General features: G+C 68.9%; 22 protein-coding genes. 15 read left to right on the top strand and 7 right to left on the bottom strand.

Annotated features, from left to right (window positions below):
- Positions 1-12: 12 nt before the first annotated feature.
- Together bpeB and SB771_RS05885 are read left to right on the top strand one after the other, a co-directional pair.
- Entirely contained in the window at positions 13-3,213 is a 3,201-nt protein-coding gene (bpeB, locus tag SB771_RS05890) for an efflux RND transporter permease BpeB (RefSeq protein WP_175656366.1), read from the top strand.
- Positions 3,213-4,736, top strand: a complete 1,524-nt coding sequence (locus tag SB771_RS05885) for an efflux transporter outer membrane subunit (protein WP_105786283.1) — start codon at positions 3,213-3,215, stop codon at positions 4,734-4,736. The genes bpeB and SB771_RS05885 overlap by 1 nt, the downstream gene beginning before the upstream one ends.
- A gap of 229 nt (positions 4,737-4,965) precedes the next feature.
- On the opposite strand, the gene SB771_RS05880 is transcribed toward SB771_RS05885, so the two are convergent.
- The gene (locus tag SB771_RS05880; protein WP_175660341.1) at positions 4,966-6,342 is read right to left on the bottom strand and encodes a nucleobase:cation symporter-2 family protein; all 1,377 of its coding nucleotides are present in this window, start codon (positions 6,340-6,342) and stop codon (positions 4,966-4,968) included.
- Positions 6,343-6,791: 449 nt separating this feature from the next.
- Here SB771_RS05880 and SB771_RS05875 point away from each other — a divergent pair, with 449 nt between their 5' ends.
- The 3 genes from SB771_RS05875 to fghA are packed head-to-tail and all read left to right on the top strand — an operon-like array spanning position 6,792 to position 9,348.
- Complete coding sequence (locus SB771_RS05875; RefSeq protein ID WP_175660340.1) at positions 6,792-8,258, top strand: xylulokinase; 1,467 nt, start codon at positions 6,792-6,794, stop codon at positions 8,256-8,258.
- Positions 8,259-8,268: 10 nt separating this feature from the next.
- Positions 8,269-8,484 carry a hypothetical protein gene (locus SB771_RS05870; RefSeq protein WP_175660339.1) on the top strand — a complete coding sequence of 72 codons (216 nt, stop codon included), beginning with the start codon at positions 8,269-8,271 and terminating at the stop codon, positions 8,482-8,484.
- A 15-nt stretch (positions 8,485-8,499) separates the two neighbouring features.
- Positions 8,500-9,348 (top strand): S-formylglutathione hydrolase, encoded by an 849-nt coding sequence (fghA, locus tag SB771_RS05865; RefSeq protein WP_175660338.1) that lies wholly within the window; start codon positions 8,500-8,502, stop codon positions 9,346-9,348.
- A gap of 100 nt (positions 9,349-9,448) precedes the next feature.
- Here fghA and SB771_RS05860 read toward each other — a convergent pair whose 3' ends face one another.
- Genes SB771_RS05860 through SB771_RS05845 form a run of 4 tightly spaced genes read right to left on the bottom strand, consistent with a single transcriptional unit; the run spans position 9,449 to position 12,553 of the window.
- The gene (locus SB771_RS05860) at positions 9,449-10,231 is read right to left on the bottom strand and encodes a metal ABC transporter permease (RefSeq protein ID WP_175660337.1); all 783 of its coding nucleotides are present in this window, start codon (positions 10,229-10,231) and stop codon (positions 9,449-9,451) included.
- A complete protein-coding gene (locus SB771_RS05855; RefSeq protein ID WP_012364586.1) occupies positions 10,224-11,114 on the bottom strand; it encodes an ABC transporter ATP-binding protein in 891 nt (296 codons plus the stop codon). The genes SB771_RS05860 and SB771_RS05855 overlap by 8 nt, the downstream gene beginning before the upstream one ends.
- Before the next feature lie 13 nt (positions 11,115-11,127).
- Positions 11,128-12,042, bottom strand: a complete 915-nt coding sequence (locus SB771_RS05850) for a metal ABC transporter solute-binding protein, Zn/Mn family (protein ID WP_410721767.1) — start codon at positions 12,040-12,042, stop codon at positions 11,128-11,130.
- Positions 12,043-12,091: 49 nt separating this feature from the next.
- Complete coding sequence (locus tag SB771_RS05845; RefSeq protein ID WP_011657790.1) at positions 12,092-12,553, bottom strand: Fur family transcriptional regulator; 462 nt, start codon at positions 12,551-12,553, stop codon at positions 12,092-12,094.
- Between the two features lie 329 nt (positions 12,554-12,882).
- Between SB771_RS05845 and SB771_RS05840 the strand changes: the two genes are divergently transcribed.
- From SB771_RS05840 to SB771_RS05805, 8 genes are all read left to right on the top strand, one after another.
- Entirely contained in the window at positions 12,883-13,659 is a 777-nt protein-coding gene (locus SB771_RS05840; RefSeq protein WP_012364583.1) for an L-iditol 2-dehydrogenase, read from the top strand.
- Positions 13,660-13,731: 72 nt separating this feature from the next.
- Positions 13,732-14,688: a sugar kinase gene (locus SB771_RS05835; protein WP_175660437.1), complete on the top strand. Its 957-nt coding sequence runs from the start codon at positions 13,732-13,734 to the stop codon at positions 14,686-14,688.
- Complete coding sequence (locus tag SB771_RS05830; protein ID WP_175660335.1) at positions 14,676-16,034, top strand: D-tagatose-bisphosphate aldolase, class II, non-catalytic subunit; 1,359 nt, start codon at positions 14,676-14,678, stop codon at positions 16,032-16,034. The genes SB771_RS05835 and SB771_RS05830 overlap by 13 nt, the downstream gene beginning before the upstream one ends.
- Positions 16,035-16,145: 111 nt before the next feature.
- The gene (locus SB771_RS05825; RefSeq protein ID WP_011657786.1) at positions 16,146-17,471 is read left to right on the top strand and encodes an ABC transporter substrate-binding protein; all 1,326 of its coding nucleotides are present in this window, start codon (positions 16,146-16,148) and stop codon (positions 17,469-17,471) included.
- Positions 17,472-17,573: 102 nt separating this feature from the next.
- Positions 17,574-18,521, top strand: a complete 948-nt coding sequence (locus tag SB771_RS05820) for a carbohydrate ABC transporter permease (protein WP_006759345.1) — start codon at positions 17,574-17,576, stop codon at positions 18,519-18,521.
- Positions 18,518-19,369, top strand: coding sequence for a carbohydrate ABC transporter permease (locus SB771_RS05815; RefSeq protein ID WP_175660334.1), 852 nt, complete (start codon positions 18,518-18,520; stop codon positions 19,367-19,369). The genes SB771_RS05820 and SB771_RS05815 overlap by 4 nt, the downstream gene beginning before the upstream one ends.
- Positions 19,366-20,079, top strand: coding sequence for an HAD family hydrolase (locus SB771_RS05810; RefSeq protein WP_175660333.1), 714 nt, complete (start codon positions 19,366-19,368; stop codon positions 20,077-20,079). Before SB771_RS05815 ends, SB771_RS05810 begins: the two co-directional genes overlap by 4 nt.
- Before the next feature lie 74 nt (positions 20,080-20,153).
- The gene (locus tag SB771_RS05805) at positions 20,154-21,263 is read left to right on the top strand and encodes an ABC transporter ATP-binding protein (RefSeq protein WP_175660332.1); all 1,110 of its coding nucleotides are present in this window, start codon (positions 20,154-20,156) and stop codon (positions 21,261-21,263) included.
- Positions 21,264-21,276: 13 nt separating this feature from the next.
- Here the strand turns inward: SB771_RS05805 and SB771_RS05800 are convergent, their stop codons facing one another.
- The gene (locus tag SB771_RS05800) at positions 21,277-22,161 is read right to left on the bottom strand and encodes a LysR family transcriptional regulator (protein ID WP_175660331.1); all 885 of its coding nucleotides are present in this window, start codon (positions 22,159-22,161) and stop codon (positions 21,277-21,279) included.
- Positions 22,162-22,274: 113 nt separating this feature from the next.
- On the opposite strand from SB771_RS05800, the gene SB771_RS05795 reads away from it, so the two are divergent.
- Entirely contained in the window at positions 22,275-23,471 is a 1,197-nt protein-coding gene (locus SB771_RS05795; protein ID WP_175660330.1) for a serine hydrolase domain-containing protein, read from the top strand.
- Positions 23,468-24,694 carry an MFS transporter gene (locus SB771_RS05790; protein WP_175660329.1) on the top strand — a complete coding sequence of 409 codons (1,227 nt, stop codon included), beginning with the start codon at positions 23,468-23,470 and terminating at the stop codon, positions 24,692-24,694. The genes SB771_RS05795 and SB771_RS05790 overlap by 4 nt, the downstream gene beginning before the upstream one ends.
- Before the next feature lie 13 nt (positions 24,695-24,707).
- Here SB771_RS05790 and SB771_RS05785 read toward each other — a convergent pair whose 3' ends face one another.
- Positions 24,708-25,664 carry a sugar-binding transcriptional regulator gene (locus SB771_RS05785; RefSeq protein WP_041491260.1) on the bottom strand — a complete coding sequence of 319 codons (957 nt, stop codon included), beginning with the start codon at positions 25,662-25,664 and terminating at the stop codon, positions 24,708-24,710.
- Positions 25,665-25,754: the final 90 nt, after the last annotated feature.

Raw genomic sequence — 25,754 nt, 5'->3', positions numbered from 1 at the left:
GGAGCCTGTTTCATGGCAAAGTTTTTTATCGATCGCCCGATCTTCGCGTGGGTGATCGCCATCATCCTGATGCTGGCCGGGGTCGCGGCGATCTTCACGCTGCCGATCTCGCAGTATCCGACGATCGCGCCGCCATCGATCCAGATCACCGCGAACTACCCGGGCGCTTCCGCGAAGACCGTGGAAGACACGGTGACGCAGGTGATCGAGCAGCAGATGAGCGGTCTCGACAACTTCCTGTACATGTCGTCGACGAGTGACGACTCGGGCAACGCGACGATCACGCTGACCTTCGCGCCGGGCACCAACGCCGACATCGCGCAGGTCCAGGTGCAGAACAAGCTGTCGCTCGCGACGCCGGTTCTGCCGCAGGTCGTGCAGCAGCTCGGTCTGTCGGTGACGAAGTCGAGCAGCAGCTTCCTGCTGGTGCTCGCCTTCAACTCCGAAGACGGCAGCATGAACAAGTACGACCTCGCGAACTTCGTGGCGTCGCACGTGAAGGATCCGATCAGCCGGTTGAACGGCGTCGGTACCGTCACGCTGTTCGGCTCGCAGTACGCGATGCGGATCTGGCTCGACCCGACTCGCCTGACGAACTACGGCCTCACGCCGGTCGACGTGTCGAGCGCGATCGCCGCGCAGAACGTGCAGATCGCGGGCGGCCAGATCGGCGGCACGCCGGCCAAGCCGGGCACCGTGCTGCAGGCGACCATCACCGAATCGACGCTGCTGCAGACGCCCGAGCAGTTCGGCAACATCCTGCTGAAGGTCAACCAGGACGGCTCGCAGGTTCGCCTGAAGGACGTCTCGAAGATCGAGCTCGGCGGCGAAAACTACAACTTCGACACGAAGTACAACGGTCAGCCGACCGCGGCACTCGGTATCCAGCTCGCGACCAACGCGAACGCGCTCGCAACCGCGAAGGCCGTGCGCGCGAAGATCGACGAGCTCGCACCGTTCTTCCCGCACGGCCTCGTCGTGAAGTATCCGTACGACACGACGCCGTTCGTGAAGCTGTCGATCGAGGAAGTGGTCAAGACGCTGCTCGAAGGCATCGTGCTCGTGTTCCTCGTGATGTATCTGTTCCTGCAGAACCTGCGGGCGACGATCATCCCGACGATCGCGGTGCCGGTGGTGCTGCTCGGCACGTTCGCGATCATGTCGATGGTGGGCTTCTCGATCAACACGCTGTCGATGTTCGGCCTCGTGCTAGCAATCGGCCTGCTGGTTGACGATGCGATCGTGGTGGTGGAGAACGTCGAGCGCGTGATGGCGGAAGAGGGGCTGTCACCGAAGGAGGCGACCCGCAAGGCGATGGGCCAGATCACCGGCGCACTCGTCGGCGTGGCGCTCGTGCTGTCCGCGGTGTTCGTGCCGGTCGCGTTCTCCGGCGGTTCGGTCGGCGCGATCTATCGTCAGTTCTCGCTGACGATCGTGTCGGCGATGGTGCTGTCGGTGCTGGTCGCGTTGATTCTGACGCCCGCCCTGTGCGCGACGATCCTCAAGCCGATCCCGCAGGGCCATCACGAAGAGAAGAAGGGCTTCTTCGGCTGGTTCAACCGCACGTTCAACAACAGCCGCGAGAAGTACCACGTCGGCGTGCACCACGTGATCAAGCGCTCGGGTCGCTGGCTCATCATCTATCTGGTCGTGATCGTCGCGGTCGGGCTGCTGTTCGTGCGCCTGCCGAAGTCGTTCCTGCCCGATGAAGACCAGGGCCTGATGTTCGTGATCGTGCAGACGCCGTCGGGTTCGACGCAGGAAACGACCGCGCGCACGCTCGCGAACATTTCCGACTACCTGCTGAAGGACGAGAAGGAAATCGTCGAATCGGCGTTCACGGTCAACGGCTTCAGCTTCGCCGGCCGCGGCCAGAACTCCGGTCTGGTGTTCGTGCGACTGAAGGACTACTCGCAGCGTCAGCACGCGAACCAGAAGGTCCAGGCGCTGATCGGCCGGATGTTCGGCCGCTACGCGGGCTACAAGGACGCGATGGTGATCCCGTTCAACCCGCCGTCGATTCCGGAACTCGGCACGGCCGCCGGCTTCGACTTCGAGCTGACGGACAACGCCGGTCTCGGCCACAACGCGCTGATGGCCGCGCGTAACCAGCTGCTCGGGATGGCCGCGAAGGATCCGACGCTGCAGGGCGTGCGTCCGAACGGGCTGAACGATACGCCGCAGTACAAGGTCGACATCGATCGCGAGAAGGCGAACGCGCTCGGCGTGACTGCGGAGGCGATCGACCAGACGTTCTCGATCGCGTGGGCGTCGAAGTACGTGAACAACTTCCTCGACACCGACGGCCGGATCAAGAAGGTGTACGTGCAGTCCGACGCGCCGTTCCGGATGACGCCGGAAGACCTGAACATCTGGTACGTGCGCAACGGGGCGGGCGGGATGGTGCCGTTCGGCGCGTTCGCGAGCGGTCACTGGACGTACGGTTCGCCGAAGCTCGAGCGCTACAACGGCGTGTCGGCGATGGAAATCCAGGGTCAGGCCGCACCGGGCAAGTCGACCGGTCAGGCGATGACCGCGATGGAAGGGCTCGCGAAGAAGCTGCCGGTCGGTATCGGCTATTCGTGGACCGGCCTGTCGTTCCAGGAAATCCAGTCCGGCTCGCAGGCGCCGGTGCTGTACGCGATCTCGATCCTGGTCGTGTTCCTGTGTCTCGCGGCGCTGTATGAAAGCTGGTCGATCCCGTTCTCGGTGATCATGGTGGTGCCGCTCGGCGTCGTGGGCGCACTGCTCGCGGCGACGATGCGCGGCCTCGAGAACGACGTGTTCTTCCAGGTCGGCCTGTTGACCACGGTGGGCTTGTCCGCGAAGAACGCGATTCTGATCGTCGAGTTCGCGCGCGAACTGCAGATGACGGAGAAGATGGGGCCGATCGAGGCCGCGCTGGAAGCGGCGCGCCTGCGGCTGCGTCCGATCCTGATGACGTCGCTCGCGTTCATTCTCGGTGTGATGCCGCTCGCGATCAGTAACGGCGCGGGTTCGGCGAGCCAGCACGCGATCGGCACCGGCGTGATCGGCGGTATGATCACGGCGACGTTCCTCGCGATCTTCATGATCCCGATGTTCTTCGTGAAGATTCGCGCGATCTTCAGCGGCGAGAAGGAAGACGTCGACGAGGCGCTGCGCCTGGCTCAGGAGCACTCGCACCACGAAGAGAAGCCGGGCAACGGCGACGAAGGCAACAAGGGACAGTGATGATGCAAAAACACGCTTTGACTGCAATCGCGGTCGCGCTCCTTGCCACGGGCTGCACGATGGCGCCGCATTACAAGCGGCCCGACGCACCCGTCGCGCAGGCGTACCCGGCCGACGGCGTCTATGCGACGCAGCCGGGTGCTGCCGGCGCGCGCAGCGCGAACGGCCAGGCGGCGACCGCCATCGGCTGGCGCGAATTCTTCGTCGATCCGCGCCTGCAGCGGCTGATCGAGATCGCGCTGAAGAACAACCGCGACCTGCGCGTCGCGGTGCTGAACATCGAGGCGGCGCGCGCGCAGTACCAGATCACGCGCGCCGGCCTGTTCCCGACGCTCGACGGCACGGGCACCGGCAACATCCAGCGCGTGCCGCAGGGCCTGTCGCAGACCGGTGCGCCGTACATCTCGCGCGCCTACAACGTCGGCCTGTCCGCGTCGTGGGAGCTCGACCTGTTCGGCCGCGTGCAGAGCCTGAAGGACCAGGCGCTCGCGCAGTACCTGTCGACGTCGTATGCACGGCAGGCCACCGAGATCTCGCTGGTGTCGCAGGTCGCGGATCAGTACCTGACGCTGCTGTCGACCGACGACCTGCTGAAGGTCACGGAAAACACGCTGAAGACCGCGCAGGCGTCGTACGACCTGACCAAGCTGCAGTTCGACAACGGCACGGGCTCCGAGCTCGAGCTGCGTCAGGCGCAGACGGTGGTCGAGCAGGCGCTGTCGAACCAGCAGGCCCAGGCGCGCGCGCGTGCGCAGGCATTGAATGCACTGGTGCTGCTGGTCGGCGAGCCGCTGCCGGACGATCTGCCCGCAGGCATGCCGCTCGACGCGCAGAACCTGCTGACGGACGTGCCGGCCGGCCTGCCGTCGGACCTGCTGACGCGTCGCCCCGACGTGATGCAGGCTGAGCAGACGCTGCTGGCCGCGAACGCGAACATCGGCGCGGCACGCGCGGCGTTCTTCCCGCGCATCTCGCTGACGGGCGCGTTCGGCACCGGGAGCCCCACGCTCGGCGGACTGTTCAAGGCCGGCACGGCGGCGTGGTCGTTCGCGCCGCAGATCACGATGCCGATCTTCGAAGGTGGACAGAACATCGCGAACCTGAACCTCGCGAACGTGCAGAAGCGCATCGAGATCGCCAACTACGAGAAGGCGATCCAGTCGGCGTTCCGCGAAGTGTCGGACGGGCTGGCGGCACGCGGCACGTACGACCAGCAGATCGCCGCGCTCCAGCGCAACGAGCACGCGCAGCAGCGTCGTTTCGATCTGTCGGACCTGCGCTACAAGAACGGGGTCGACAGCTACCTGTCGGTGCTGACCGCGCAAACCGATCTGTACACCGCGCAGCAGTCGCTGATCAACGCGCGTCTGGCCCGCTGGACGAACCTGGTCGACCTGTACCGCGCACTGGGCGGCGGATGGATCCAGCAAGCCGGCGAGACGCCGCGCGCGCCGGACCAGACGGTCGACTACGACAAGGCGGCCGCACCGGCGCCTGCGTCGGCGGCGGCGACCAACGGGTAAGCACGACGGCGGGCAGGGGCGGGCGACCGCTCCGGTTCGCTGAAGTCGCGGCCCCCGGGATGCGACAACGCCACGGACGAAAGTCCGTGGCGTTTCTTTTTGGGCGGCCGGTTTGTCGCGACTGCGCATCGCTATCCCCGCTGCGGTCCTCCGCCGCAAAGCAAAACGCCACGGCTTGCCGTGGCGTTTTTCGTTTGCCGTGTCGCGCCGTGCATCCGGCGCGGACCGATCAGTGATGCACGTCGGCCGGGCGCCCGTCGAAGTCATGTCCCGCGCGACGGATCTCGCACTTCGCATCCTTCTCGCCCTTCACGCCGTTGAACACGATGTTCAGGATCACGGCGGAGGCCGAAGCGAGCAGGATGCCGCTGTGCAGGATCGGTGCGAGCGCGGGCGGCAGCTTCGAGAAGAAGTGCGGCGACACGACCGGCACGAGGCCCATGCCGACGCTCACCGCGACGATGAACAGGTTGTGCGTGTTGTTCACGAAGTCGACTTTCGACAGCACCTTGATGCCGTTTGCCGCCACCATCCCGAACATCACGATGCCCGCGCCGCCGAGCACGAACGGCGGCACCGACGCGACAACTTGCGCCATCTTCGGGAACAGGCCGAGCAGCACCAGGATCACGCCGCCCGTCGCGCAGACGTACCGGCTCTTCACGCCCGTCACGCCGATCAGGCCGACGTTCTGCGAGAACGACGTGTGCGGGAACGAGTTGAAGATGCCGCCGATCAGCGTGCCGAGGCCATCGACGCGCAGGCCGCGCACCAGACGGTCCTGGTTGACCGGACGATCGACCATGTCGCCGACCGCGAGGAACATGCCGGTCGATTCGATGAACGTGACGAACATCACCGTGACCATCGTCGCGATCGACAGCGGGTCGAAGTGCGGCATGCCGAAGTGGAACGGCATCACGAAGCCGACCCAAGGTGCGAGCGCCACGCCGTCGGTATTCACGCGGCCGACCGCGAACGCGATCACGAAGCCGGCGACGATGCCGAGCAGCACCGAGATGTTCGCGAGGAAGCCGCGGCCGAACTTGTTGATCAGCAGGATCAGCGTGAGCACGAGCAGCGACAGGCCGAGATAGACGGGGCTGCCGTATTCGGGGTTGCCGACGCCGCCGGCGGCCCAGTTGATCCCGACTTCCATCAGCGACAGCCCGATCACCGCGATCACGGTGCCGACCACGACCGGCGGGAAGAACCGCAGCAGCTTGCCGATCGTCGGCGCGAGCACGATGCCGATGATGCCGGCCGCGATGGTCGAGCCGAAGATATCGAGAATGCCGAGGCCGGGGTTGGTGCCGATCGCGATCATCGGGCCGACCGCGGCGAACGTGCAGCCCATGATGACGGGCAGGCGGATTCCGAAGATCCACAGGCCGAGCGTCTGGATCAGCGTCGCGATGCCGCACGAAAACAGATCGGCGCTGATCAGGAACGCGATCTGGTCTTTCGGCAGCTTCAGCGCGCCGCCGACGATAAGCGGCACGGCGACGGCGCCGGCGTACATGACGAGGACGTGCTGCAGACCAAGCGTTACAAGCTTGCCGGTCGGCAGCACCTCATCGCACGGATGGACCGTGTTCGATTGCATCTGTCTCACTCCATGATCTTGTTTTCGGGGTGGTACGAAGTTATGCGGAATGCACCATCGCAACAAGAGCACTGGGTTCTATTCCGCTCTTTGCAGGTTCGATATGCCGGTTCGGCATGCAACAGGGGGAAGATCATCGGGAAACACCGCTGGAGTGAGGTTCCCCGGTTTTATAGCCCTTCAAAATAGTGCGGGCCCCCATGTCAAATATCGTCGGCTTTATGGTCTGTATCGGCGCGTCGGCATAGTGGCAAAAACGACCTGCGAAAAATCGCGCCGGGTTAACCCGCGAGCGGCTGTTTTCACGCGCAAGATGCAGCCTCGTGAAGCCCGCCGCGCGCGGCCGCGTTTTCGCATTGCCGGGGCGGCAAATACGCCGCGCAAATCGGGGCCGCGTGCCGCGATCCCGCTATCATCGACATCCGTTTACTCGACTACGCCACCCAGCCATGCGCCTGCTCGGAATCGACCTCGGTACCGGCTCCATCAAACTCGTCACGCTCGATGCCGACGGCATCGAGCGCGCGGTTGCGAGCGAACCCTATGCACTGTCTTCGCCGCAGCCCGGCTGGGCCGAAATCGCGCCCGACGTGTGGTGGCAGGCACTCGTGCGCGCCGCGGCACGGCTGCCGGCCGCCGAGCGCGAGCAGGTCGCCGCGATCGGCTTCTCCGGCCAGATGCATGGCGTCGTGCTGATCGACGCGGCCGGGCAGCCGGTGCGGCCCGCGCTGTTGTGGCCCGACACGCGCGCGGTGCGCGAAGCGGACGCGGCCGACTGGCCGGCCGCCGGTGTGCCCGTCGCCGGATTGCCCGTCGCACCGAATCCCGTCGCGCCCGGCATGGCGGGCCCGCTGTTGCGCTGGCTCGCCGCACACGAGCCGCAGGCGCTGCAGGCCGCGCGCCGGGCCGTGCAGCCGAAGGACTGGCTGCGCATCGCGCTGGGCGGTGACGTCGCGGCCGATCCGAGCGATGCGTGCGCGACCGCGCTCGCGACGCCGGACGGCGCGTGGGATACGGCGCTGATCGACGCGCTGGGCCTGTCGGCCGACCGCTTCGCACCGGTGCAGCCGTCGAGCGCGCGCTGCGGCGTGCTCGCCGCGACGGCCGCGACGGCGCTCGGGCTGCCGGCCGGCGTGCCGCTCGCGACGGGGGCGGCCGATACCGCGTGCGCGGCGCTCGGCAGCGGGCTCGTCGCGGCCGGCGACGCGCTGCTGACCACCGGCAGCGGCGGCCAGATCGTCGTGCTCGCGGATCGCTTGCCGCCCGCGCGGCGCGGGCTGCATCGCTATCGCACGGCGGCCGGCGGCGGCTATTACACAATGGCCGCGATGCAGAACGTCGGCATCGCGCTCGAGGCGGTGCGCGGCTGGCTCGGCTATGACGGCTGGCCGGCGGCGTACGACGACGCGTTCGCGCAGCCGCCGTCCGAGCGGCTGTGCTTCCTGCCGTACCTCACGGGCGAGCGCTCGCCGTGGATGAATCCCGATGCGCGCGGCGGCTGGCTCGGACTCGGGCTCGGTGACACGCGCGGCGCGATGATGCGCGCCGCCTTCGAAGGCGTCGCGTTCGCGTTGCGCGCGGGGCTCGATGCGATCCGCGACGCGAATCCGGCCGATCCGGTGACGACGCTGCGCCTTGCCGGCGGCGGCTCGGTCGATCCGCGCTGGCGCCAGTTGCTCGCCGATGCGCTCGGCGCTTCGCTCGACGCAGTCGATTGCCCGAACGCCGCGACGCGGGGCGCCGCGCTGCTCGCGGGCGTCGCGATCGGGCACTGGCGTGAAGATGCGCTGCGCACGCTGGCGCCGGCTGCGTCGCCGGTCGCCGCGCCGCGCGACGATCGCGCGCTGGCCGCCCGCCATGCGCGTTTCGTCGATCTGTATACGCGAACGGATGCGTGGTTCACGACCGGCGTTTAAACTCGGGCACTTGTCCTGTCGCGACGGCGGTGACGCATCGCGGCAAGCCGGCGACTGTTTCGCGCACGCGATCGGCGGCGGGATCGGCGATCATGGCGGGCACGGTTTCGCCGTGTCGCGCGGCACGGCCCGGCCTGACACGCACGCGCTGCCGCCCGCGAAGCTCGACGACGGCTTCGACTCGATGAAGACGGGCGAATCGATTCGCCCGATCGTGCTGTATTGAACGGAAGGGAACCCCATGCTCGAACTCGTTTCTTCGCATGCTTGCCACGGTGGCGAGCAACGCTTCTATCGCCACGATTCGAAGGCGATCGGCCTGCCGATGAAGTTCTCGGTGTACCTGCCGCCGCAAGCGGCGCACGGCCGCGTGCCGGCGCTGTTCTACCTCGCGGGGCTCACGTGCACGGAGGAAACGTTCGCGATCAAGGGCGGCGCGCAGCAGTATGCGGCGCAGCACGGCCTCGCGCTCGTGATGCCCGATACGAGCCCGCGCGGCGCGGACGTGCCGGGCGAGTCCGATGCGTGGGATTTTGGCGTCGGCGCGGGCTTCTATGTCGACGCGACGCAAGCGCCGTGGTCGACGCATTACCGGATGGAATCGTACGTGACGGGCGAGCTGCGCGAACTCGTCGCGGCCGAGCTGCCGATCGACGGCGCGCGGCTCGGGATCTTCGGCCACTCGATGGGCGGGCATGGTGCGCTGACGCTCGCGCTGCGCCATCCCGACCTGTACCGCTCGGTGTCGGCGTTCGCGCCGATCGCCGCGCCGACGCGCTGCCCGTGGGGCGAGAAGGCATTCTCGGGCTACCTCGGCGCTGATCGAGACGCGTGGAAGGAGCACGACGCGAGCGAACTCGTCGCGCGTGCGGATGCGCCGAAGTTCGCGGACGGCATCCTCGTCGACCAGGGCCTCGCCGACCAGTTTCTCGCGAACCAGCTGAACCCCGACGTGTTCGAAGCCGCATGCGCGAAGGCCGGCCAGCCGCTGACGCTGCGCCGACACGCGGGCTACGACCACGGCTACTACTTCATCTCGACGTTCATCGCCGATCACATCGCGCATCATGCGCGCGTGCTGGCGCGATGAACCGCGCACGAAACCTGTAATCGCCGCGCGCGGCGCGCTCGCGTGAAGCATGAAAAAACGCCGGCTGAGCCGGCGTTTTTTCATTTGTGCCACCCGACGCTCAATGGCGCCGCAACAGGCTCGCGCCGTACACAAGCGCGGACAGCGCGGTAATCCAGAAGCTCGTCGGCCAGTCGGTGTGATACGCGAGCGTGATCCCGAGCCACGCTTCGAACAGCGCGAACAACGCGGCGAGCAGCACGCCGGTCGACAGCCGCGTCGACACGTTCTGCGCGGCCGCGGCCGGCCCGACCAGCAGCGTGAACACCAGCAGCACGCCGACGATCTGCGTCGCCGCGGCCACCGCGAGCGCGCATACCGCGAGGAACAGCATCGACACCGTGCGCAGCGACACGCCCTTGGCTTCGGCCAGTTCGGGCTGCAGCGACGCAAACAGCAGCGGCCGCGCGATCAGTGCGAGCGCGACGAGGCTCACCGCGCCGATGCCGGCCAGCACCGCGAGCGTGTCGCGGCTGACCGCGAGCACGTTGCCGAACAGCAGCGCGGTGACCTGCGTCGCGAACGACGTGTAGAAGTGCAGGAACAGCAGCCCGAAGCCGAGCGCGCCGGACAGCACCACGCCGATCGCGACGTCGCGGCCCGCGAGCCGTTCGCCGAGCGCGCCCATCCCGATTCCGGCCGCGAGCGTGAAGCCGACCATCCCCCACATCGGCGAGATGCCGAGCAGCACCGCGCCGGTCGCGCCGGTGAAGCCGACGTGCGACAGCGCGTGGCCGGCGAAGGTTTGTCCGCGCAGCACCAGGAAGTAGCCGACGATGCCCGCGAGCACCGCGACGATCCCCGACGCGGCGAACGCGTTGATCATGAAGTCGTATTCAAACATCGTGCGAATGCCCGGGATGAGCGTGTCCGTGGTGGTGATGGCCGTGGCCGCCGCCACCGCCGTGCGAGTGGCCGTCGTCGTCCTCGTGTTCGTGATCGTGCTTCTCGACTTCGACGTCGCCCGACATCACGAAGATCTTGCCGTTCACGCGCATCACGTCGATCGGCGAACCGTAGAGTCGCGACAGCACCGGCTTGGTGATCACCTCGTCGACGGTACCGAGCGCGGCGACGCCGTTGCCGAGATACAGCACGCGATCGAGCGCGTTCAACAGCGGGTTCAGTTCGTGCGCGGAAAACAGCACGGTGATGCCGAGCTCGCGCTGCACGTTGCGCACGAGCTCGACGACGCCGCGCTGATGGTTCGGGTCGAGGCTGATCAGCGGCTCGTCGAGCAGCAGCAGCTTCGGGCTGCCGAGCAGGCACTGCGCGAGCAGCAGCCGCTGCCGCTCGCCGCCGGACAGTTCCGACAGCGGCCGGCGCGCGAGCGCCGCGCCGCCGACGAGCTCGAGCACGCGCTCGACGTCGCGCCGCGTCGCCGCGTTCGGGTGCGGCAGCCCCCAGCGATGGCCGTCGGCGGCCATCGCGACGAAGTCATAGCCGCGCATCCGGCGATTCGCGAGGCCGCTTCGGATCTGCGGCATGTAGCCGATCGACGCGTTGCCGCGCACGACCGGCACGCCGCCGACCGACAGCGTGCCGCCGGAGACGGGCACGAGGCCGAGCACCGCGCGCATCAGCGTCGTCTTGCCCGCGCCGTTCGGTCCGAGCACGCCGACGAATTCGCCGGGTTCGATCGAGAAGCTGACGTCGCGCAGGATCGTGCGGCCGCCCAGTTCGAGCGTGACGCGATCGAGTGCGAGTGCGTGGGGAGTGGGGCTCATGTCGTTGCGTCGATCATTTCTTGCTGGCGGAAAGCGCGGCCGCGAGCGCGTCGAGCTGGCCGGTCATCCATTGCTGGAAGGTCTTGCTGGCCGGCTGCGTCTCGGTGACGCTCACGCTCGGCACGCCGCCGTCGCGCGCGACCTTCAGCAGGCGCTTGGTCATCGGCGCTTCGGCCTGGCTGTTGTAGATCAGCACGCGCACCTGCTTCTTGCGCAGGTCGTTCTCGAACGCGGCGACATCCTGCGCGCTGGCTTCCGTGTCGTTCATCGTCGCGAGCTGGAAGCGCTGGTTGCGCATGTCGAGCCCGATCGCGTCGGACATGTAGCCGAACACAGGTTCCGTGGCCGTCACCGGCACGCCCTTGTACTGCGCGCGCAGCGCGGCGACCTTGTCGTCGACGGGTTTCAGCGACGCGACGAACTTCTGCAGGTTCGCGTCGTAGTCGGCCTTGTTCGCCGGATCGGCACGGCCCAGCTCGGCCGCGATCGCGCGCGCGGCGGCCGGCATGGTCGCCGGGTCGTACCAGACGTGCGGATTGTCGCCGGCCTTCTTGCCGACGAGATCCGCGACGACGATCGTCGCGCGCTTCGCCTGCTTCGACGCGCCGAGCAGCTTGCTCATCCACGGATCGTAGTTCGCGCCGTTGTAGATCACGACCTGCGCATGCTGCAGCGCGCGCGCGGTCTTCGGGCTGGCTTCGAACAGGTGCGGATCCTGGTCGGGATTGCTGAGGATGCTGGTCACCGCGACATGGCGGCCGCCGATCTGCGACGCGACGTCGCCATAGAAATTCTCGGCGGCGACGACGTTGGCGGTCGCGGCCTGCGCGAAGGCGGGCGCCGCGATCGACAGCGCGGCAGCCGATGCGGCCAGCAGGCGAACAAGCGGCAGGGCGCGTCGTGGCGCGCGCTTCAGGGCAATGGACATGGAACTCCTCGTTGGAAGGGGGCGGCGGCGAGCGCCGCGCGGTGCGGCGTCAGCGGTGCGCGGGCTTGCCCTTGCAGTGCCCGCACAGGCCGTTCAGCTCGACGACCTGGTGGTGGACTTCGAACCCGTGCGCGGGCGCGCTCGCGGACAGCTGCTTCGCGAGGTCGCTGCCCGGGATCTCGACGGTCTCGCCGCACGAATCGCAGATCAGGAACTGGCCTTCGTGCGGCACGCCGATCTCGCAGCACGCGAAGAACGCGTTCTTCGATTCGATCCGGTGGATGAAGCCGTGCTCGACGAGGAAATCCAGCGCGCGATAGACGGTCGTGGGCGGCACGCGGCCGCGCTGCGGCTCGAGCTCGGCGAGCAGGTCGTACGCACCGATCGGGCGCTGCGCGGCCAGCACGCGTTCGTAGACCTGGCGGCGCAGCGGCGTCCACGCGAGCCCGTGCTCGGCGGCGAATGCGTCGGCCCGGGACAGCCGGGCGTCGATGGGCGATGAGGTGGCCATGGCGTGAAGCAGGCATGAAAAACGAAGTATGGCGATGATATAACGTATCTCCCTGGCGTGCAGCCCGAATTCCGTCCCGCGCACACGCTCCGTCCCCTTCATCGCCGTTTCAGCCGCGCCGCACCCGGTGCGCGGCGCCTTGCGGGACGCGGGTCACAAGCCGGCGCCGCGCTGCGCCTTGCCGCAGCGCATCATCGAAAGCCGCCGCGTCGCCTTGACAGCGCGAATCGCGTATCCGATCATTCGATCACTAACAGAGCAATTGATCGGTCAGCGAGCGTTCGCTCACCTCGCGGCCTTCGAGCAGCAGAACGAACCGGAGACAACCAGTGAGACTGGAACAGAAGGTCGCGATCCTGACGGGCGCGGCAAGCGGCATCGGCGAGGCGGTCGCGCAACGCTATCTGGACGAAGGCGCGCGCTGCGTGCTGGTCGACGTGAAGCCGGCGAGCGGCTCGCTCGCACGGCTGATCGAGGCGAGCCCCGGCCGCGCGGTGGCCGTCACTGCGGACGTCACGCGCCGCGACGACATCGAGCGGATCGTCGCCACCGCGGTCGAGCGCTTCGGCGGCGTCGACATCCTGTTCAACAACGCGGCGCTGTTCGACATGCGCCCGCTCCTCGACGAATCTTGGGACGTGTTCGACCGGCTGTTCGCGGTCAACGTGAAAGGGCTGTTCTTCCTGATGCAGGCCGTGGCGCAGCGGATGGTCGAGCAGGGCCGCGGCGGCAAGATCGTCAACATGTCGTCGCAGGCGGGGCGTCGCGGCGAGGCGCTCGTTTCGCACTACTGCGCGACCAAGGCCGCGGTGATCAGCTACACGCAGTCGGCCGCGCTCGCGCTCGCGCCGCACCGGATCAACGTGAACGGCATCGCGCCGGGCGTGGTCGACACGCCGATGTGGGAGCAGGTCGATGCGCTGTTCGCGCGCTACGAGCATCGCCCGCCCGGCGAGAAGAAGCGGCTCGTCGGCGAGGCCGTGCCGCTCGGCCGGATGGGCGTGCCGGGCGACCTGACGGGCGCCGCGCTGTTCCTCGCGTCGGCCGACGCCGACTACATCACCGCCCAGACGCTGAACGTCGACGGCGGCAACTGGATGAGCTGACGTGGCGATGCTCGCACGCGCAACTCAGGCGGGGTCGCTAAACGCGGCCGCCGCGGCACGAGGGCCCGCATGATGGCCGAGATCGTGGTCGCCGGCGAACTGCTGGCCGAATTCGTCGCCGCCGAGCGCGGCCAGGGTTTCGACACGCCGGGTTTGTTCGCGGGCCCGTTTCCGAGCGGCGCGCCGGCGATCTTCGCCGACCAGGCCGCGCGGCTCGGCGCGCGCGTCGCGTATGCGGGCTGCGTCGGCCGCGATGCGTTCGGCGACGCGATCGTCGCGAGGCTCGAGCGCGACGGCGTCGACGTCGCGCGCATCCGTCGCGTCGCCCGTCCGACCGGCACCGCGTTCGTCGCGTATCGCGACGACGGCTCGCGCAGCTTCGTCTTCAGCCTGTCCACCAGCGCGGCCGCGTGCGTCGACGCATCCGACGTCGACACCGCGATATTCGACGGCTGCCGCTACTTCCACGTGATGGGCTCGTCGCTGACGAGCGAATCGGCGATCGCGGCGGTGCAGCGCGGCGTGATCGAAGCGGCGCGCGTCGGCGCGAAGGTGTCGTTCGACCCGAACGTTCGGCCGGAGATGCTGAGCTTCCGGCCGATGCGCGCGGCACTCGACGCGATGCTCGCCGCCTGTCACCTGTTCCTGCCGAGCGAGGCCGACCTGCCGTTCTTCTGCGGGCCGCAGCCGGCCGAGCGTGCGATCGCGGGGCTGCTCGCGACGCATCCGCTGCTCGAGCGCGTCGTGCTCAAGCGCGGCGCGGCCGGCAGCGCCGCATTCGATCGTGCGAGCCGCGTCGATGCGCCGGCCTGGCCGGTCGACGAACTCGATCCCACGGGCGCCGGCGACTGCTTCGGCGGCACGCTGGTCGCGAGCCTCGTCGCGGGCCTGCCGATCGACGTCGCGCTGCGCCGCGCGAATGCGGCCGGTGCGATCGCCGTCACGCGGCGCGGTCCGATGGAGGGCAACAGCAGCGCGGCCGAGATCGATGGCTTCCTGACCGAACGAGGTGTCGCATGTCCGGCCTGACCTCCACCGCCGAACGCCCGCGCCACGCGCACGCCGACGCCGTGCTGCGGATGATCTTCGACGCGAATCGCGCGGATGCGCAGCGCGGCATCTATTCGATCTGCAGCGCGCACCGGCTCGTGCTGGAGGCCGCGTGCGAAGCCGCGCGCGCGGACGGGTCGCCGCTGCTGATCGAGGCGACCTGCAACCAGGTGAACCATCTCGGCGGCTATACGGGCATGACGCCGGCCGATTTCCGGCGCGACGTCGATGCGATCGCGCAGCGCTGCGGGCTTGCGCCATCGGCGCTCGTGCTCGGCGGCGACCACCTCGGCCCGAACCCGTGGCGGCACCGCCGCGCGGCCGACGCGATGCGCGAAGCGGCCGCGATGGTCGCCGCGTATGTCGAAGCCGGGTTCGAGAAGATCCACCTCGATGCGAGCATGGCGTGCGCGGACGATCCGCCGCGGCTCGACGACCGGACGATCGCCGCGCGCGCGGCCGAGCTGTGCCGCGCGGCCGAAGACGCGGCGGCGCGTGCCGGCGTCGCGCCCGTCTACGTGATCGGCACCGAAGTGCCGACGCCGGGCGGCGAAGTGGCCGGCGATGCCGATGGCGATGGCGATGCGATCGCGCGGATCGCGGTCACCCGCAGCGACAGCATCGCCGCGACGCTCGATGCGCACCGCCGCGCATTCGCGGCGGCGGGGCTCGACGATGCGTGGACCCGCGTGGTCGCGATCGTCGCGCAGCCGGGCGTCGACTTCGACGATCGCCACGTGCTCGACTACGACAGCGCGAAGGCCGCGTCGCTCGGCGCGAGCATCCTGCGCACGCCGCGCCTCGTGTTCGAAGCGCATTCGACCGACTACCAGACAGAAGACGCGCTCGCCGCGCTCGTGCGCGACCACTTCGCGGTGCTGAAGGTCGGCCCCGCGCTGACCTTCGCGCTGCGCGAGGCGCTGTTCGCGCTCACCTTCATCGAGGACGCGCTGATCGGCGACGTCGCGCAGCGCTCGCGCCTGCGCGACGTGGTCGACGCCGCGATGCGCGCGCAGCCCGAGCACTGGGCGCCGTACTACCGCGGCGACGAAACCGAGCAGCGGCTCGCGCGCCAGTTCAGCTACAGCGACCGGATCCGCTACTACTGGCTGCAGCCGGCCGTCGCGGCGGCGGTCGAGCAGCTGTTCGACAACCTCGCGCGGCAGCCGGTGCCGGAGACGCTCGTCGCGCAGTGGCTGCCTGACGTGTACGCGGCGTGCCGCGCGGGCGGCCTCGCGAAGGAACCGCGCGCGTGGGTGCGCCACCGGATCCGCGAGGTGATCGCGCACTATGCGCGCGCGTGCGGCATGCAGCGGCCGGCGTAACGGGCGAGAAGGGAACGCAGCAACGCGACACACGCAATACGTAATCAGTAATACGCACGCAACACAATACGCAACACCGACGACAGTTCGAACAATCACAGGAGACATGCCATGCAACGAAAGATGCTCGATGCCGCCGCACGCTGCTTCGCCGGAGCCGCGCTCGCGACGGCCGCGTGCGCGGCGTCCGCCGGCACGCTGACGATCGCGACGCTGAACAACCCGGACATGATCGAGTTGAAGAAGCTGTCGCCGGCGTTCGAAAAGGCGAACCCCGACATCAAGCTGAACTGGGTGATCCTCGAGGAGAACGTGCTGCGCCAGCGCGCGACCACCGACATCACGACCGGCAGCGGCCAGTTCGACGTGATGGCGATCGGCACCTACGAGACGCCGCAGTGGGGCAAGCGCGGCTGGCTCGCGCCGATGACGGGGCTGCCCGCCGACTACGACCTGAACGACATCGTGAAGACCGCGCGCGACAGCCTGTCGTACAACGGCCAGCTGTACGCGCTGCCGTTCTATGTCGAGAGCTCGATGACGTTCTACCGCAAGGACCTGTTCGCGGCGAAGGGGCTCAAGATGCCCGACCAGCCGACCTACGACCAGATCGCCGAATTCGCGGACAAGCTCACCGACAAGGCGAAGGGCACCTACGGGATCTGCCTGCGCGGCAAGGCCGGGTGGGGCGAGAACATGGCGTACGTGTCGACGGTCGTGAACACGTTCGGCGGGCGCTGGTTCGACGAGAACTGGAACGCGCAGCTGACGTCACCGGAATGGAAGAAGGCGATCGGCTTCTACGTGAACCTGCTGAAGAAGGACGGCCCGCCGGGAGCGAGCTCGAACGGCTTCAACGAGAACCTGACGCTGACCGCATCGGGCAAGTGCGCGATGTGGATCGACGCGACGGTCGCGGCGGGGATGCTCTATAACAAACAGCAGTCGCAGGTCGCCGACAAGATCGGTTTCGCGGCCGCGCCTGTGGCCGCCACGCCGAAGGGCTCGCATTGGCTGTGGGCGTGGGCGCTGGCCGTGCCGAAGACATCGAAGCAGCAGGACGCCGCGCGCAAGTTCATCGCGTGGGCGACGTCGAAGCAGTACATCGAGATGGCCGGCAAGGACGAAGGCTGGGCATCGGTGCCGCCGGGCACGCGCACGTCGACCTACCAGCGTCCCGAGTACAAGGCCGCCGCGCCGTTCTCGGATTTCGTGCTGAAGGCAATCGAGACGGCCGATCCGAACGATCCGTCGCTGAAGAAGGTGCCGTACACGGGCGTGCAGTACGTCGGGATTCCTGAATTCCAGTCGTTCGGCACGGTGGTCGGCCAGGCGATCGCGGGGGCGGTCGCCGGCCAGACGACGGTCGACCAGGCGCTCGCCGCCGGGCAGGCCGCCGCCGACCGCGCGGTCCGGCAGGCCGGCTACAAGAAGTAACGCGGCCCACACCGTGCGCGCCGCCGCGCACGGTGCACGTGGCCGAAGCACCAACGCGGGCCGGCCGTTCGCGCCCGCGCCTCAACCGGAGGGACTCCGATCATGCGTCATTTGCGTCTTCCCCTGAGCCACGCGCCGTCGGTCGGCGATGCGTCGTCGCCGCCGGGCGCGCCGCGCCGCGCGCGCGGCGGCCCGAGCTGGCTCGTGTCGCCGTCCGTCGCCGTGCTGCTGCTGTGGATGTCGATCCCGCTCGCGATGACGATCTGGTATTCGTTCTCGCGCTACAACCTGCTGAACCCGGACGTGAAGGGCTTCGCGGGGCTCGACAACTACCGCTTCCTCGCGACCGATCCGTCGTTCCTGCCCGCGATCTGGCACACGCTCGTGCTGATCGGCGCGGTGCTCGCGATCACGGTGGTCGGCGGCGTGCTGATGGCCGTGCTGTTCGACCGCAAGTTCTACGGGCAGGGCATCGCGCGGCTGCTCGCGATCGCGCCGTTCTTCGTGATGCCGACGGTCGCCGCGCTGATCTGGAAGAACATGATCCTGCATCCGGTGTACGGGCTCGTCGCGAACGCGATGCGCGCGCTCGGGATGACGCCGGTCGACTGGTTCGCCGACTACCCGCTCACCGCCGTGATCATGATCGTCGCGTGGCAGTGGCTGCCGTTCGCGTTCCTAATCCTGTTCACTGCGATCCAGTCGCTCGACCAGGAGCAGAAGGAAGCCGCCCGCATCGACGGCGCGGGCCCGATCGCGATGTTCTTCTACATCACGCTGCCGCACCTGAAGCGCGCGATCGCCGTGGTCGTGATGATGGAGACGATCTTCCTGCTGTCGATCTTCGCGGAGATCTACACGACGACGGGCGGCGGCCCGGGCAATGCGACGACCAACCTGTCGTACCTGATCTACGCGCTCGGCCTGCAGCAGTTCGACGTCGGCCTCGCGTCCGCGGGCGGGATCATCGCCGTCGTGGTCGCGAACGTCGTGTCGTTCTTCCTGGTGCGGATGCTCGCGCGCAACCTGAAGGGAGAGTACGAGAAATGAGCGACCTGACTCTGGAAGGCCGGCGCGCGCCGGCCCCGTTCGACCTCGTGCGGCGCGCGCTGCCCGGCGCGCTGGCGTGGCTGATCGCGCTGCTGCTGTTCTTCCCGATCTTCTGGATGGCGATCACCGCGTTCAAGACCGAGCAGCAGGCCTACGCGTCGACGCTGTTCTTCGTGCCGACGTTCGACAGCTTCCGCGAGGTGTTCGCGCGCAGCAACTACTTCGGCTTCGCGTGGAACTCGGTGCTGATCTCGGCGGGCGTCACGCTGATCTCGCTGCTGCTCGCGGTGCCGGCGGCCTACGCGATGGCGTTCTTCCCGAACCGCCGCACGCAGAAGGTGCTGCTGTGGATGCTGTCGACCAAGATGATGCCGTCGGTCGGCGTGCTCGTGCCGATCTACCTGCTGTGGAAGAACGCGGGGCTGCTCGATACCGTGTCGGGCCTCGTGATCGTGTACACGCTGATCAACCTGCCGATCGCGGTATGGATGACCTTCACGTACTTCAACGAGATTCCGAAGGACATCCTCGAAGCGGGGCGCATCGACGGCGCGTCGACGTGGCAGGAGATCGTCTACCTGCTGATGCCGATGGCGCTGCCGGGCCTCGCGTCCACGGCGCTGCTGCTCGTGATCCTGTCGTGGAACGAGGCGTTCTGGAGCATCAACCTGTCGAGCTCGAACGCCGCGCCGCTCACCGTGTTCATCGCGTCGTACTCGAGCCCGGAGGGCTTGTTCTGGGCGAAGCTGTCCGCCGCCTCCCTGCTCGCGGTCGCGCCGATCCTGATCGTCGGCTGGCTGTCGCAGAAGCAGCTCGTGCGCGGGCTCACGTTCGGGGCGGTCAAATGACGGCGGCCGGCGAAGGCGTGGTCGGCCACGGGTTGAACGTGCTGATCTGCGATTGCGACGGCGTGCTGATCGACAGCGAGGCCGTCGCCGCCGACGTGATCGTGCGCGAGCTCGACGCGCGCTGGCCGGGCGTCGACGCGCGGCCGGCCGTGATGCCGCTGCTGGGGCTGCGCATCGAGCGCGTGCTGGCGGGCGCGAGCGAGGCCGTCGGGCGCACGCTGTCGGCCGACGACGTCGACGCGATCCGTCGTGCGGTCGAGGCGGCGGCCGTCAACGCGCCGATGGTCGACGGCATCGAGGCGGCACTCGCGGCGATCAGCCTGCCGACGGCGTGCGCGAGCAACAGCTACCGCGCGTATGTCGAGACGGCGCTCGCGCGCACCGGCCTCGCGCGCTTCTTCGGCGACCGGCTGTTCTGCGCGGACGCCGTCGCACGGCCGAAGCCCGCGCCCGACGTGTATCTCGCGGCCGCGCGCGCGCTCGGCGCGGTGCCCGCGCAATGCCTCGTCGTCGAGGACAGCGTGACGGGCATCACCGCGGCCGCCGCGGCCGGCATGACCGTGCTCGGCTTCGTCGGCGGCGGGCATGCGTCGGCCGCGCAGATCGACGCGCTGCGCGGGATCGGCGCGCGTCACGTATTCGACGACATGCACGAGCTGCCCGGCTACGTCGCGCGCTGGCAGGCGACGGGCGCGGTGCTGCCGGGCTAGCGCAACAGACCCTCACCACGAACGATTGCGCGCCGCGTCGAACGCGGCGCATCACGAACGAACGGAGACAGACCATGGCAAGCGTGCTCCTGCGCAACATCGCGAAGCGCTACGACGACACCGAAGTGCTGCGCAACGTGAACCTCGACATCGCCGACGGCGAATTCGTCGTGTTCGTCGGCCCGAGCGGCTGCGGCAAATCCACGCTGATGCGGATGATCGCCGGGCTCGAGGACATCTCGAGCGGCGAGCTGCTGATCGACGGCGCGAAGGTCAACGACGTGCCGAGCGCGAAGCGCGGCATCGCGATGGTGTTCCAGTCGTATGCGCTGTATCCGCACATGACGCTGTACGACAACATGGCGTTCGGCCTGAAGCTCGCCGGCGCGAAGAAGCCCGAGATCGACCAGGCGGTGAAGCAGGCCGCGAAGATCCTGCACATCGATCACCTGCTCGAGCGCAAGCCGAAGCAGCTGTCGGGCGGCCAGCGGCAGCGCGTCGCGATCGGCCGCGCGATTACGCGCAAGCCGAAGGTGTTCCTGTTCGACGAGCCGTTGTCGAACCTCGATGCGGCGCTGCGCGTGAAGATGCGGCTGGAGTTCGCGCGACTGCACGACGAGCTGAAGACGACGATGATCTACGTGACGCACGACCAGGTCGAGGCGATGACGCTCGCCGACAAGATCGTCGTGCTGTCGGGCGGCGCGGTGCAGCAGGTCGGCACGCCGAACACGCTGTATCACGCGCCGGCGAACCAGTTCGTCGCGGGCTTCATCGGCTCGCCGAAGATGAACTTCCTGAAGGGCACGGCCGAGTCGGCCGATGCCACTGGCGTGCTGGTGCGCTTCGACAGCGGCGAGACGCAGCGCGTGGCGGTCGATGCGGCGGGGCTGCAGCCTGGCGCGGCCGTGACCGTCGGCGTGCGGCCCGAGCACCTGCTGGTGGGTGCGGCGGGCACCGGTGTCGCGGCGCGGACGATGGCCGTCGAATCGCTCGGCGATGCCGCGTATCTGTATGCGGAGTCGGCGGTCGCGCCGGACGGGTTGATCGCGCGGATTCCGCCGCTCGACACGTACCGCACCGGCGCGGCGCTGCACGTGCATGCGCAGGCCGAGCATTGCCACCTGTTCGACGAACAGGGTCAGGCGTTCCGGCGGTTGAGCGCACACGCGAAGGCGGCGTAACGGCTTGCGCCGGTTACAGGCGCAAGTGCTCGGCCATGTGGTCGACGAATGCACGCAGCTTCGGCGTCGGATGGCGGCCTGATGGCCACAGCACGTAGAACGGCGTGCGGCTCACGATGTGTTCGGCGAGTACCGCACGCAGCGTGCCGTCGTCGAGCGCGTCGCGCACGAAGAATTCGGGCAGGCACGCGATGCCGAGCCCGCGCCGCGCGAAGCACAGACGAGTCTCCGCGCTGTTACTGACCATCGAGACCGGCACCGCCGGTGGCGTGCCCGAGCGCGACGCGCGCAGCGGCCAGATCTCGAGCTTGCCGCTGCTCGGGAAGCGGTAGTGCAGGCAGCGGTGCCGTGCGAGATCGGTCGGCGTGCGCGGCGTGCCGTGCCGTTCGAGATAGTCGGGCGACGCGACGAGGTGCTGGCGAAAATGGCCGAGCAGCCGCGACGACAGCCGCGAATCCGTCGGCTGGCCGGTGCGCAGCACCGCGTCGAAGCCTTCTTCGACGACGTCGACCAGGCGGTCGCTGAAATCGATGTCGAGTTCGATCTCCGGATACGCTGCCATGAAATCGGCGAGCAGCGGCAGCAGCAGCGTGCCGATCGTCGGCAGGCTCACGCGCAGGCGCCCGCGCGGCGCTTCGGCGCTGTGCGTCAGTTCCTGCTCGGCCGCGTCGATCTCGGCGATCACGCGCCGGCATCGCTCCAGAAAACGCGTGCCTTCCGCGGTCAGCGTGATGCTGCGCGTGCTGCGGTGAAACAGCCGCACGTTCAGCCGGGCCTCGAGCCGCGCGATGCGCTTGCCGATCGCGGAGGCCGACAGCCCGAGAGCGCGGCCGGCCGCGACGAAACTGCGCGTTTCCGCGACCTGGACGAACACGACGAAGCCGCCAAGATTTTCCATGCAGGTTCCCGATTGCGGACATCGATGTCCGGAGTGTCCGGAACTCTAACCCGGTTTTTCTTCTTGCGCCGGCTCCCTACGATGGGCGTTCCTTCACTGTTCGAGGTCACGCCATGTCATCCCTGCCTGTCACCGCCCACCGCGCAGAACCGGACGCCGCGCTGCCCGAGCGCCTCGACGCGGTGCTCGATCGCACGCTGGCCGACGCGCGCGTGGTCGGCGCGGTCGTGCTGGTCGCCCGCGACGGCGAACTGCGCTATGCGCGCGCGGCCGGCCTCGCCGATCGCGAGGCCGGCACGCCGATGCGGGAGGACACGCTGTTCCGGCTCGCGTCGGTGTCGAAGCCAATCGTGACGGCCGCCGCGATGCGGCTGGTCGCGGCGGGACGCATCGAACTCGACGAGCCGATCGCGCACTGGTTGCCTGCGTTCCGGCCGACGCTGCGTGACGGCACGCCCACCGACATCACGTTGCGTCATCTGCTGTCGCATACGGCCGGGCTCGGCTACCGCTTCCTCGAAGCCGACGCCGACGGCCCGTATGCGCGTGCCGGCGTGTCCGACGGGATGGATCGCGCGGACCTGTCGCTCGCGGAGAACGTGCGGCGCATCGCCGGCGTGCCGCTGCGGTTCGCGCCCGGCACGTCGTGGGACTACTCGCTCGCGATCGACGTGGTCGGCGCGCTGATCGAGGCGGTCGACGGCCGGCCGCTCGGCGAGGCCGTGGCCGCACTCGTCACGACGCCGCTCGGGATGACGGACACCGCGTTCTTCTCGCACGACGCCGCACGCTTCGCGACGCCGTACGTCAGTACGCCGGTCGCGCCGCGCCGGATGGCCGACGACGATCTCGCGCCGGTGTACGACGGCACGGTCGGCATCCGCTTCGCACCGGCGCGCGCGTTCGACGCGGCCGCGTGGCCGTCGGGCGGCGCGGGGATGGTCGGCACCGCACGCGACTGCATGACGCTGCTCGATACGTTGCGCACCGGCCGCGACGGCTGGCTCGAACGCCGCTGGATCGACGAGATGTCCCGCTTGCAGCCGGGGGCGAACGACTTGCCGGACGCGCCGGGATTCGGCTTCGGACTCGGCTTTTCGGTGCTGCGCGATCCGGCGGCCGCGCGGTCGCCGGAGTCGGTCGGCACGTGGCGCTGGGGCGGTGCGTACGGGCATGCGTGGTTCGTCGACCGCGCGGCCGGGCTGACGGTCGTCGCGCTGACCAATACGTTGTACGAAGGGATGCACGGGCGTGTCGCCACCGACGTGCGCGATGCGGTGTACGGTGTCGACGACCGGGGCGCGGCATGAGTGAGTGCGTATCCGTCTCCGACCGGGTTGCGGACCGCGCGTCCGACCCGTCCGCGCCGGTGCGCGAACGCCTGCCGGTCGCGAACCTGCTGGCGCTCGCCACCGCCGGTTTCATCACGATCCTCACCGAGGCGCTGCCGGCCGGCCTGCTGCCGTTGATGAGCGTCGACCTGCGCGTGACCGAGGCGCTGATCGGCCAGCTCGTGACCGTCTATGCGCTCGGCTCGATCGTCGCCGCGATTCCACTCGTCGCCGCGACGCGCGCGATGCGCCGGCGCCGGCTGCTGCTCGCGGCGCTGGCCGGGTTCGTCGTGTCGAATGCGTTGACGGCCGCGTCGCCGTACTACGCGCTCACGCTCGCCGCGCGCTTCGTCGCGGGCATGTCGGCCGGGCTGCTGTGGGCGCTGCTGGCCGGCTATGCGAGCCGGATGGTCGACGCATCGCTGCGCGGCCGGGCGATCGCGGTCGCGATGCTCGGCGCGCCGGTCGCGATGTCGATCGGCATTCCGGCCGGCACCGCGCTCGGCGCGATGTTCGGCTGGCGCGTCGCGTTCGCGGGCATCACGGTCGCGGCGCTCGCGCTGATCGGCTGGATCCGGCTGCGCGTGCCCGACTATCCCGGGCAGCCGGCCGGCGCGCGCGAGCCCGTGCTCGGCGTACTCGCGCTGCCCGGCGTGCGGCCGGTGCTGGTCGTGATGTTCGCGTACGTGCTCGCGCACAACATGCTGTACACATACGTCGCGCCGTTCCTCGCGGGCGTGCGGATGGGGGCGCAGGTCGATGCGGTGCTGTTCGTGTTCGGCGTCGCGTCGCTGGTCGGCATCGCGTTGACGGGCGCATGGATCGGCGCCGCGCAGCGGCGGCTGACGCTCGCGAGCATCGCGCTGTTCGCGCTTGCGGCGGCGATGCTCGGCGCCGGGTCCGGGATGGCGATCGTCTATGCAGGCGTCGCGCTGTGGGGGCTCGCGTTCGGCGGCGCGCCGACGCTGTTCCAGACGGCCACCGCGAACGCGGCGGGCGATGCGGCCGATGTCGCGCAGTCGATGCTCGTGACGGTGTGGAACCTCGCGATCGCGGGCGGCGGCATCGTGGGCGGGATGCTGCTAGGCGCGACGGGCGCGGGGGTGATTCCGTGGGTGCTCGTCGCGCTGCTGGCGGCGGCGTGGCTCGGCGCGTGGCGCGCGCGCCGGCATGCGTTTCCGGCGCCGCGCGCGGCCGCGTGAGCGTTCCGCGCCGTCAGGCCGCCTTCGCCTCCAGCGCCGCGCGCGCGCAGGTCTCGTCGGTGACGAGCCCCGACAGCCAGCCGCCGCGCAGCGCGGCGATCACCGCGTCGCGCTTCTTCGGGCCGCCCGCGAACGCGATCGTCGGACGTTTCGGCGGCGCATCGAGCGCGACGCTCGTCACGCGCGCGCTCGTCGACACGTCGACCAGCCTGCCCCGCGCATCGATCGGCACGCCGAGCAGCTCGGCCACCGCGCCGAGCGCGGTCATCTCGTCGCGTTCCTGTTCGGTGATGAAGCCGTCCTCGTAGAGCGGGCAGTGCGGGCCGATGTTGCCGATCCCGACGAACGCGACGTCGGCCTGCGCCGACAGCGCATCGACGATCCGGTACAGACGGTGATTGCACCATTGCGCGCGCTCGGCGTCGCTGTCGGCGAACAGCGGCGCGGGCAGCAGGAAGTGCTTGCCGCCCGTCTTCTCGGAGATGTACTGCGCGACGTCGTAGCGGTTCGACGAGCCGTCGGCCGCGATCGCGCCGACCATCGACACGAGCCGGTGCTGCGGCCGCTCGATCTGCGCGATCTGCGCGACCGCCGCCTTCAGCGTGCGGCCGCTGCTGACCGCGATCACCATCGGCCGCGTTTCGTTCAGGTAACGCTCCATCACCTGCGCGCCGGCGACCGCGAGCTTGCGGTCGATCGCTTCGGGTGCGTCGGCATCGACCGGCACGACTTCGCACATCGCGAGCCCGTAGCGTTTCGACAGTTGCGCGCCGAGATCGAGACAGTCGGCGAGCTGGTGATCGACGCGCACGCGGATCAGGTTCTTCTCGACCGCGAACGCGACGAGGCGCTGCGCGACCGGGCGCGATACCTGCAGCTTCTCGGCGATTTCATTCTGCGTGTCGCCCGCGACGTAGTAGAGCCACGCGGCGCGTGTGGCGAGATCGAGTTTTTCTGAGGACTTGGACACGATAGCGGTTCGGTTCGGATCTGGGGGCCGCCCCCGCGGGCCGGCCGTCAGGGGCGCCGACGGCATCCACTGTAACGCATGCCGGGGCGC

The sequence above is a fragment of the Burkholderia sp. SIMBA_051 genome, assembly GCF_046534915.1.
Classification (GTDB): domain Bacteria; phylum Pseudomonadota; class Gammaproteobacteria; order Burkholderiales; family Burkholderiaceae; genus Burkholderia; species Burkholderia ambifaria.
This window is presented reverse-complemented; position numbering and strand designations above follow the sequence as displayed.

Excerpts from the sequence above, each read along its gene's own strand:
- bpeB (WP_175656366.1), top strand. The coding sequence starts at position 13 with ATGGCAAAGTTTTTTATCGATCGCCCGATCTTCGCGTGGGTGATCGCC.
- SB771_RS05885 (WP_105786283.1), top strand. The coding sequence starts at position 3,213 with ATGATGCAAAAACACGCTTTGACTGCAATCGCGGTCGCGCTCCTTGCC.
- SB771_RS05880 (WP_175660341.1), bottom strand. The coding sequence starts at position 6,342 with ATGCAATCGAACACGGTCCATCCGTGCGATGAGGTGCTGCCGACCGGC.
- SB771_RS05875 (WP_175660340.1), top strand. The coding sequence starts at position 6,792 with ATGCGCCTGCTCGGAATCGACCTCGGTACCGGCTCCATCAAACTCGTC.
- fghA (WP_175660338.1), top strand. The coding sequence starts at position 8,500 with ATGCTCGAACTCGTTTCTTCGCATGCTTGCCACGGTGGCGAGCAACGC.
- SB771_RS05860 (WP_175660337.1), bottom strand. The coding sequence starts at position 10,231 with ATGTTTGAATACGACTTCATGATCAACGCGTTCGCCGCGTCGGGGATC.
- SB771_RS05855 (WP_012364586.1), bottom strand. The coding sequence starts at position 11,114 with ATGAGCCCCACTCCCCACGCACTCGCACTCGATCGCGTCACGCTCGAA.
- SB771_RS05850 (WP_410721767.1), bottom strand. The coding sequence starts at position 12,042 with ATGTCCATTGCCCTGAAGCGCGCGCCACGACGCGCCCTGCCGCTTGTT.
- SB771_RS05845 (WP_011657790.1), bottom strand. The coding sequence starts at position 12,553 with ATGGCCACCTCATCGCCCATCGACGCCCGGCTGTCCCGGGCCGACGCA.
- SB771_RS05835 (WP_175660437.1), top strand. The coding sequence starts at position 13,732 with ATGGCCGAGATCGTGGTCGCCGGCGAACTGCTGGCCGAATTCGTCGCC.
- SB771_RS05830 (WP_175660335.1), top strand. The coding sequence starts at position 14,676 with ATGTCCGGCCTGACCTCCACCGCCGAACGCCCGCGCCACGCGCACGCC.
- SB771_RS05825 (WP_011657786.1), top strand. The coding sequence starts at position 16,146 with ATGCAACGAAAGATGCTCGATGCCGCCGCACGCTGCTTCGCCGGAGCC.
- SB771_RS05820 (WP_006759345.1), top strand. The coding sequence starts at position 17,574 with ATGCGTCATTTGCGTCTTCCCCTGAGCCACGCGCCGTCGGTCGGCGAT.
- SB771_RS05815 (WP_175660334.1), top strand. The coding sequence starts at position 18,518 with ATGAGCGACCTGACTCTGGAAGGCCGGCGCGCGCCGGCCCCGTTCGAC.
- SB771_RS05810 (WP_175660333.1), top strand. The coding sequence starts at position 19,366 with ATGACGGCGGCCGGCGAAGGCGTGGTCGGCCACGGGTTGAACGTGCTG.
- SB771_RS05805 (WP_175660332.1), top strand. The coding sequence starts at position 20,154 with ATGGCAAGCGTGCTCCTGCGCAACATCGCGAAGCGCTACGACGACACC.
- SB771_RS05800 (WP_175660331.1), bottom strand. The coding sequence starts at position 22,161 with ATGGAAAATCTTGGCGGCTTCGTCGTGTTCGTCCAGGTCGCGGAAACG.
- SB771_RS05795 (WP_175660330.1), top strand. The coding sequence starts at position 22,275 with ATGTCATCCCTGCCTGTCACCGCCCACCGCGCAGAACCGGACGCCGCG.
- SB771_RS05790 (WP_175660329.1), top strand. The coding sequence starts at position 23,468 with ATGAGTGAGTGCGTATCCGTCTCCGACCGGGTTGCGGACCGCGCGTCC.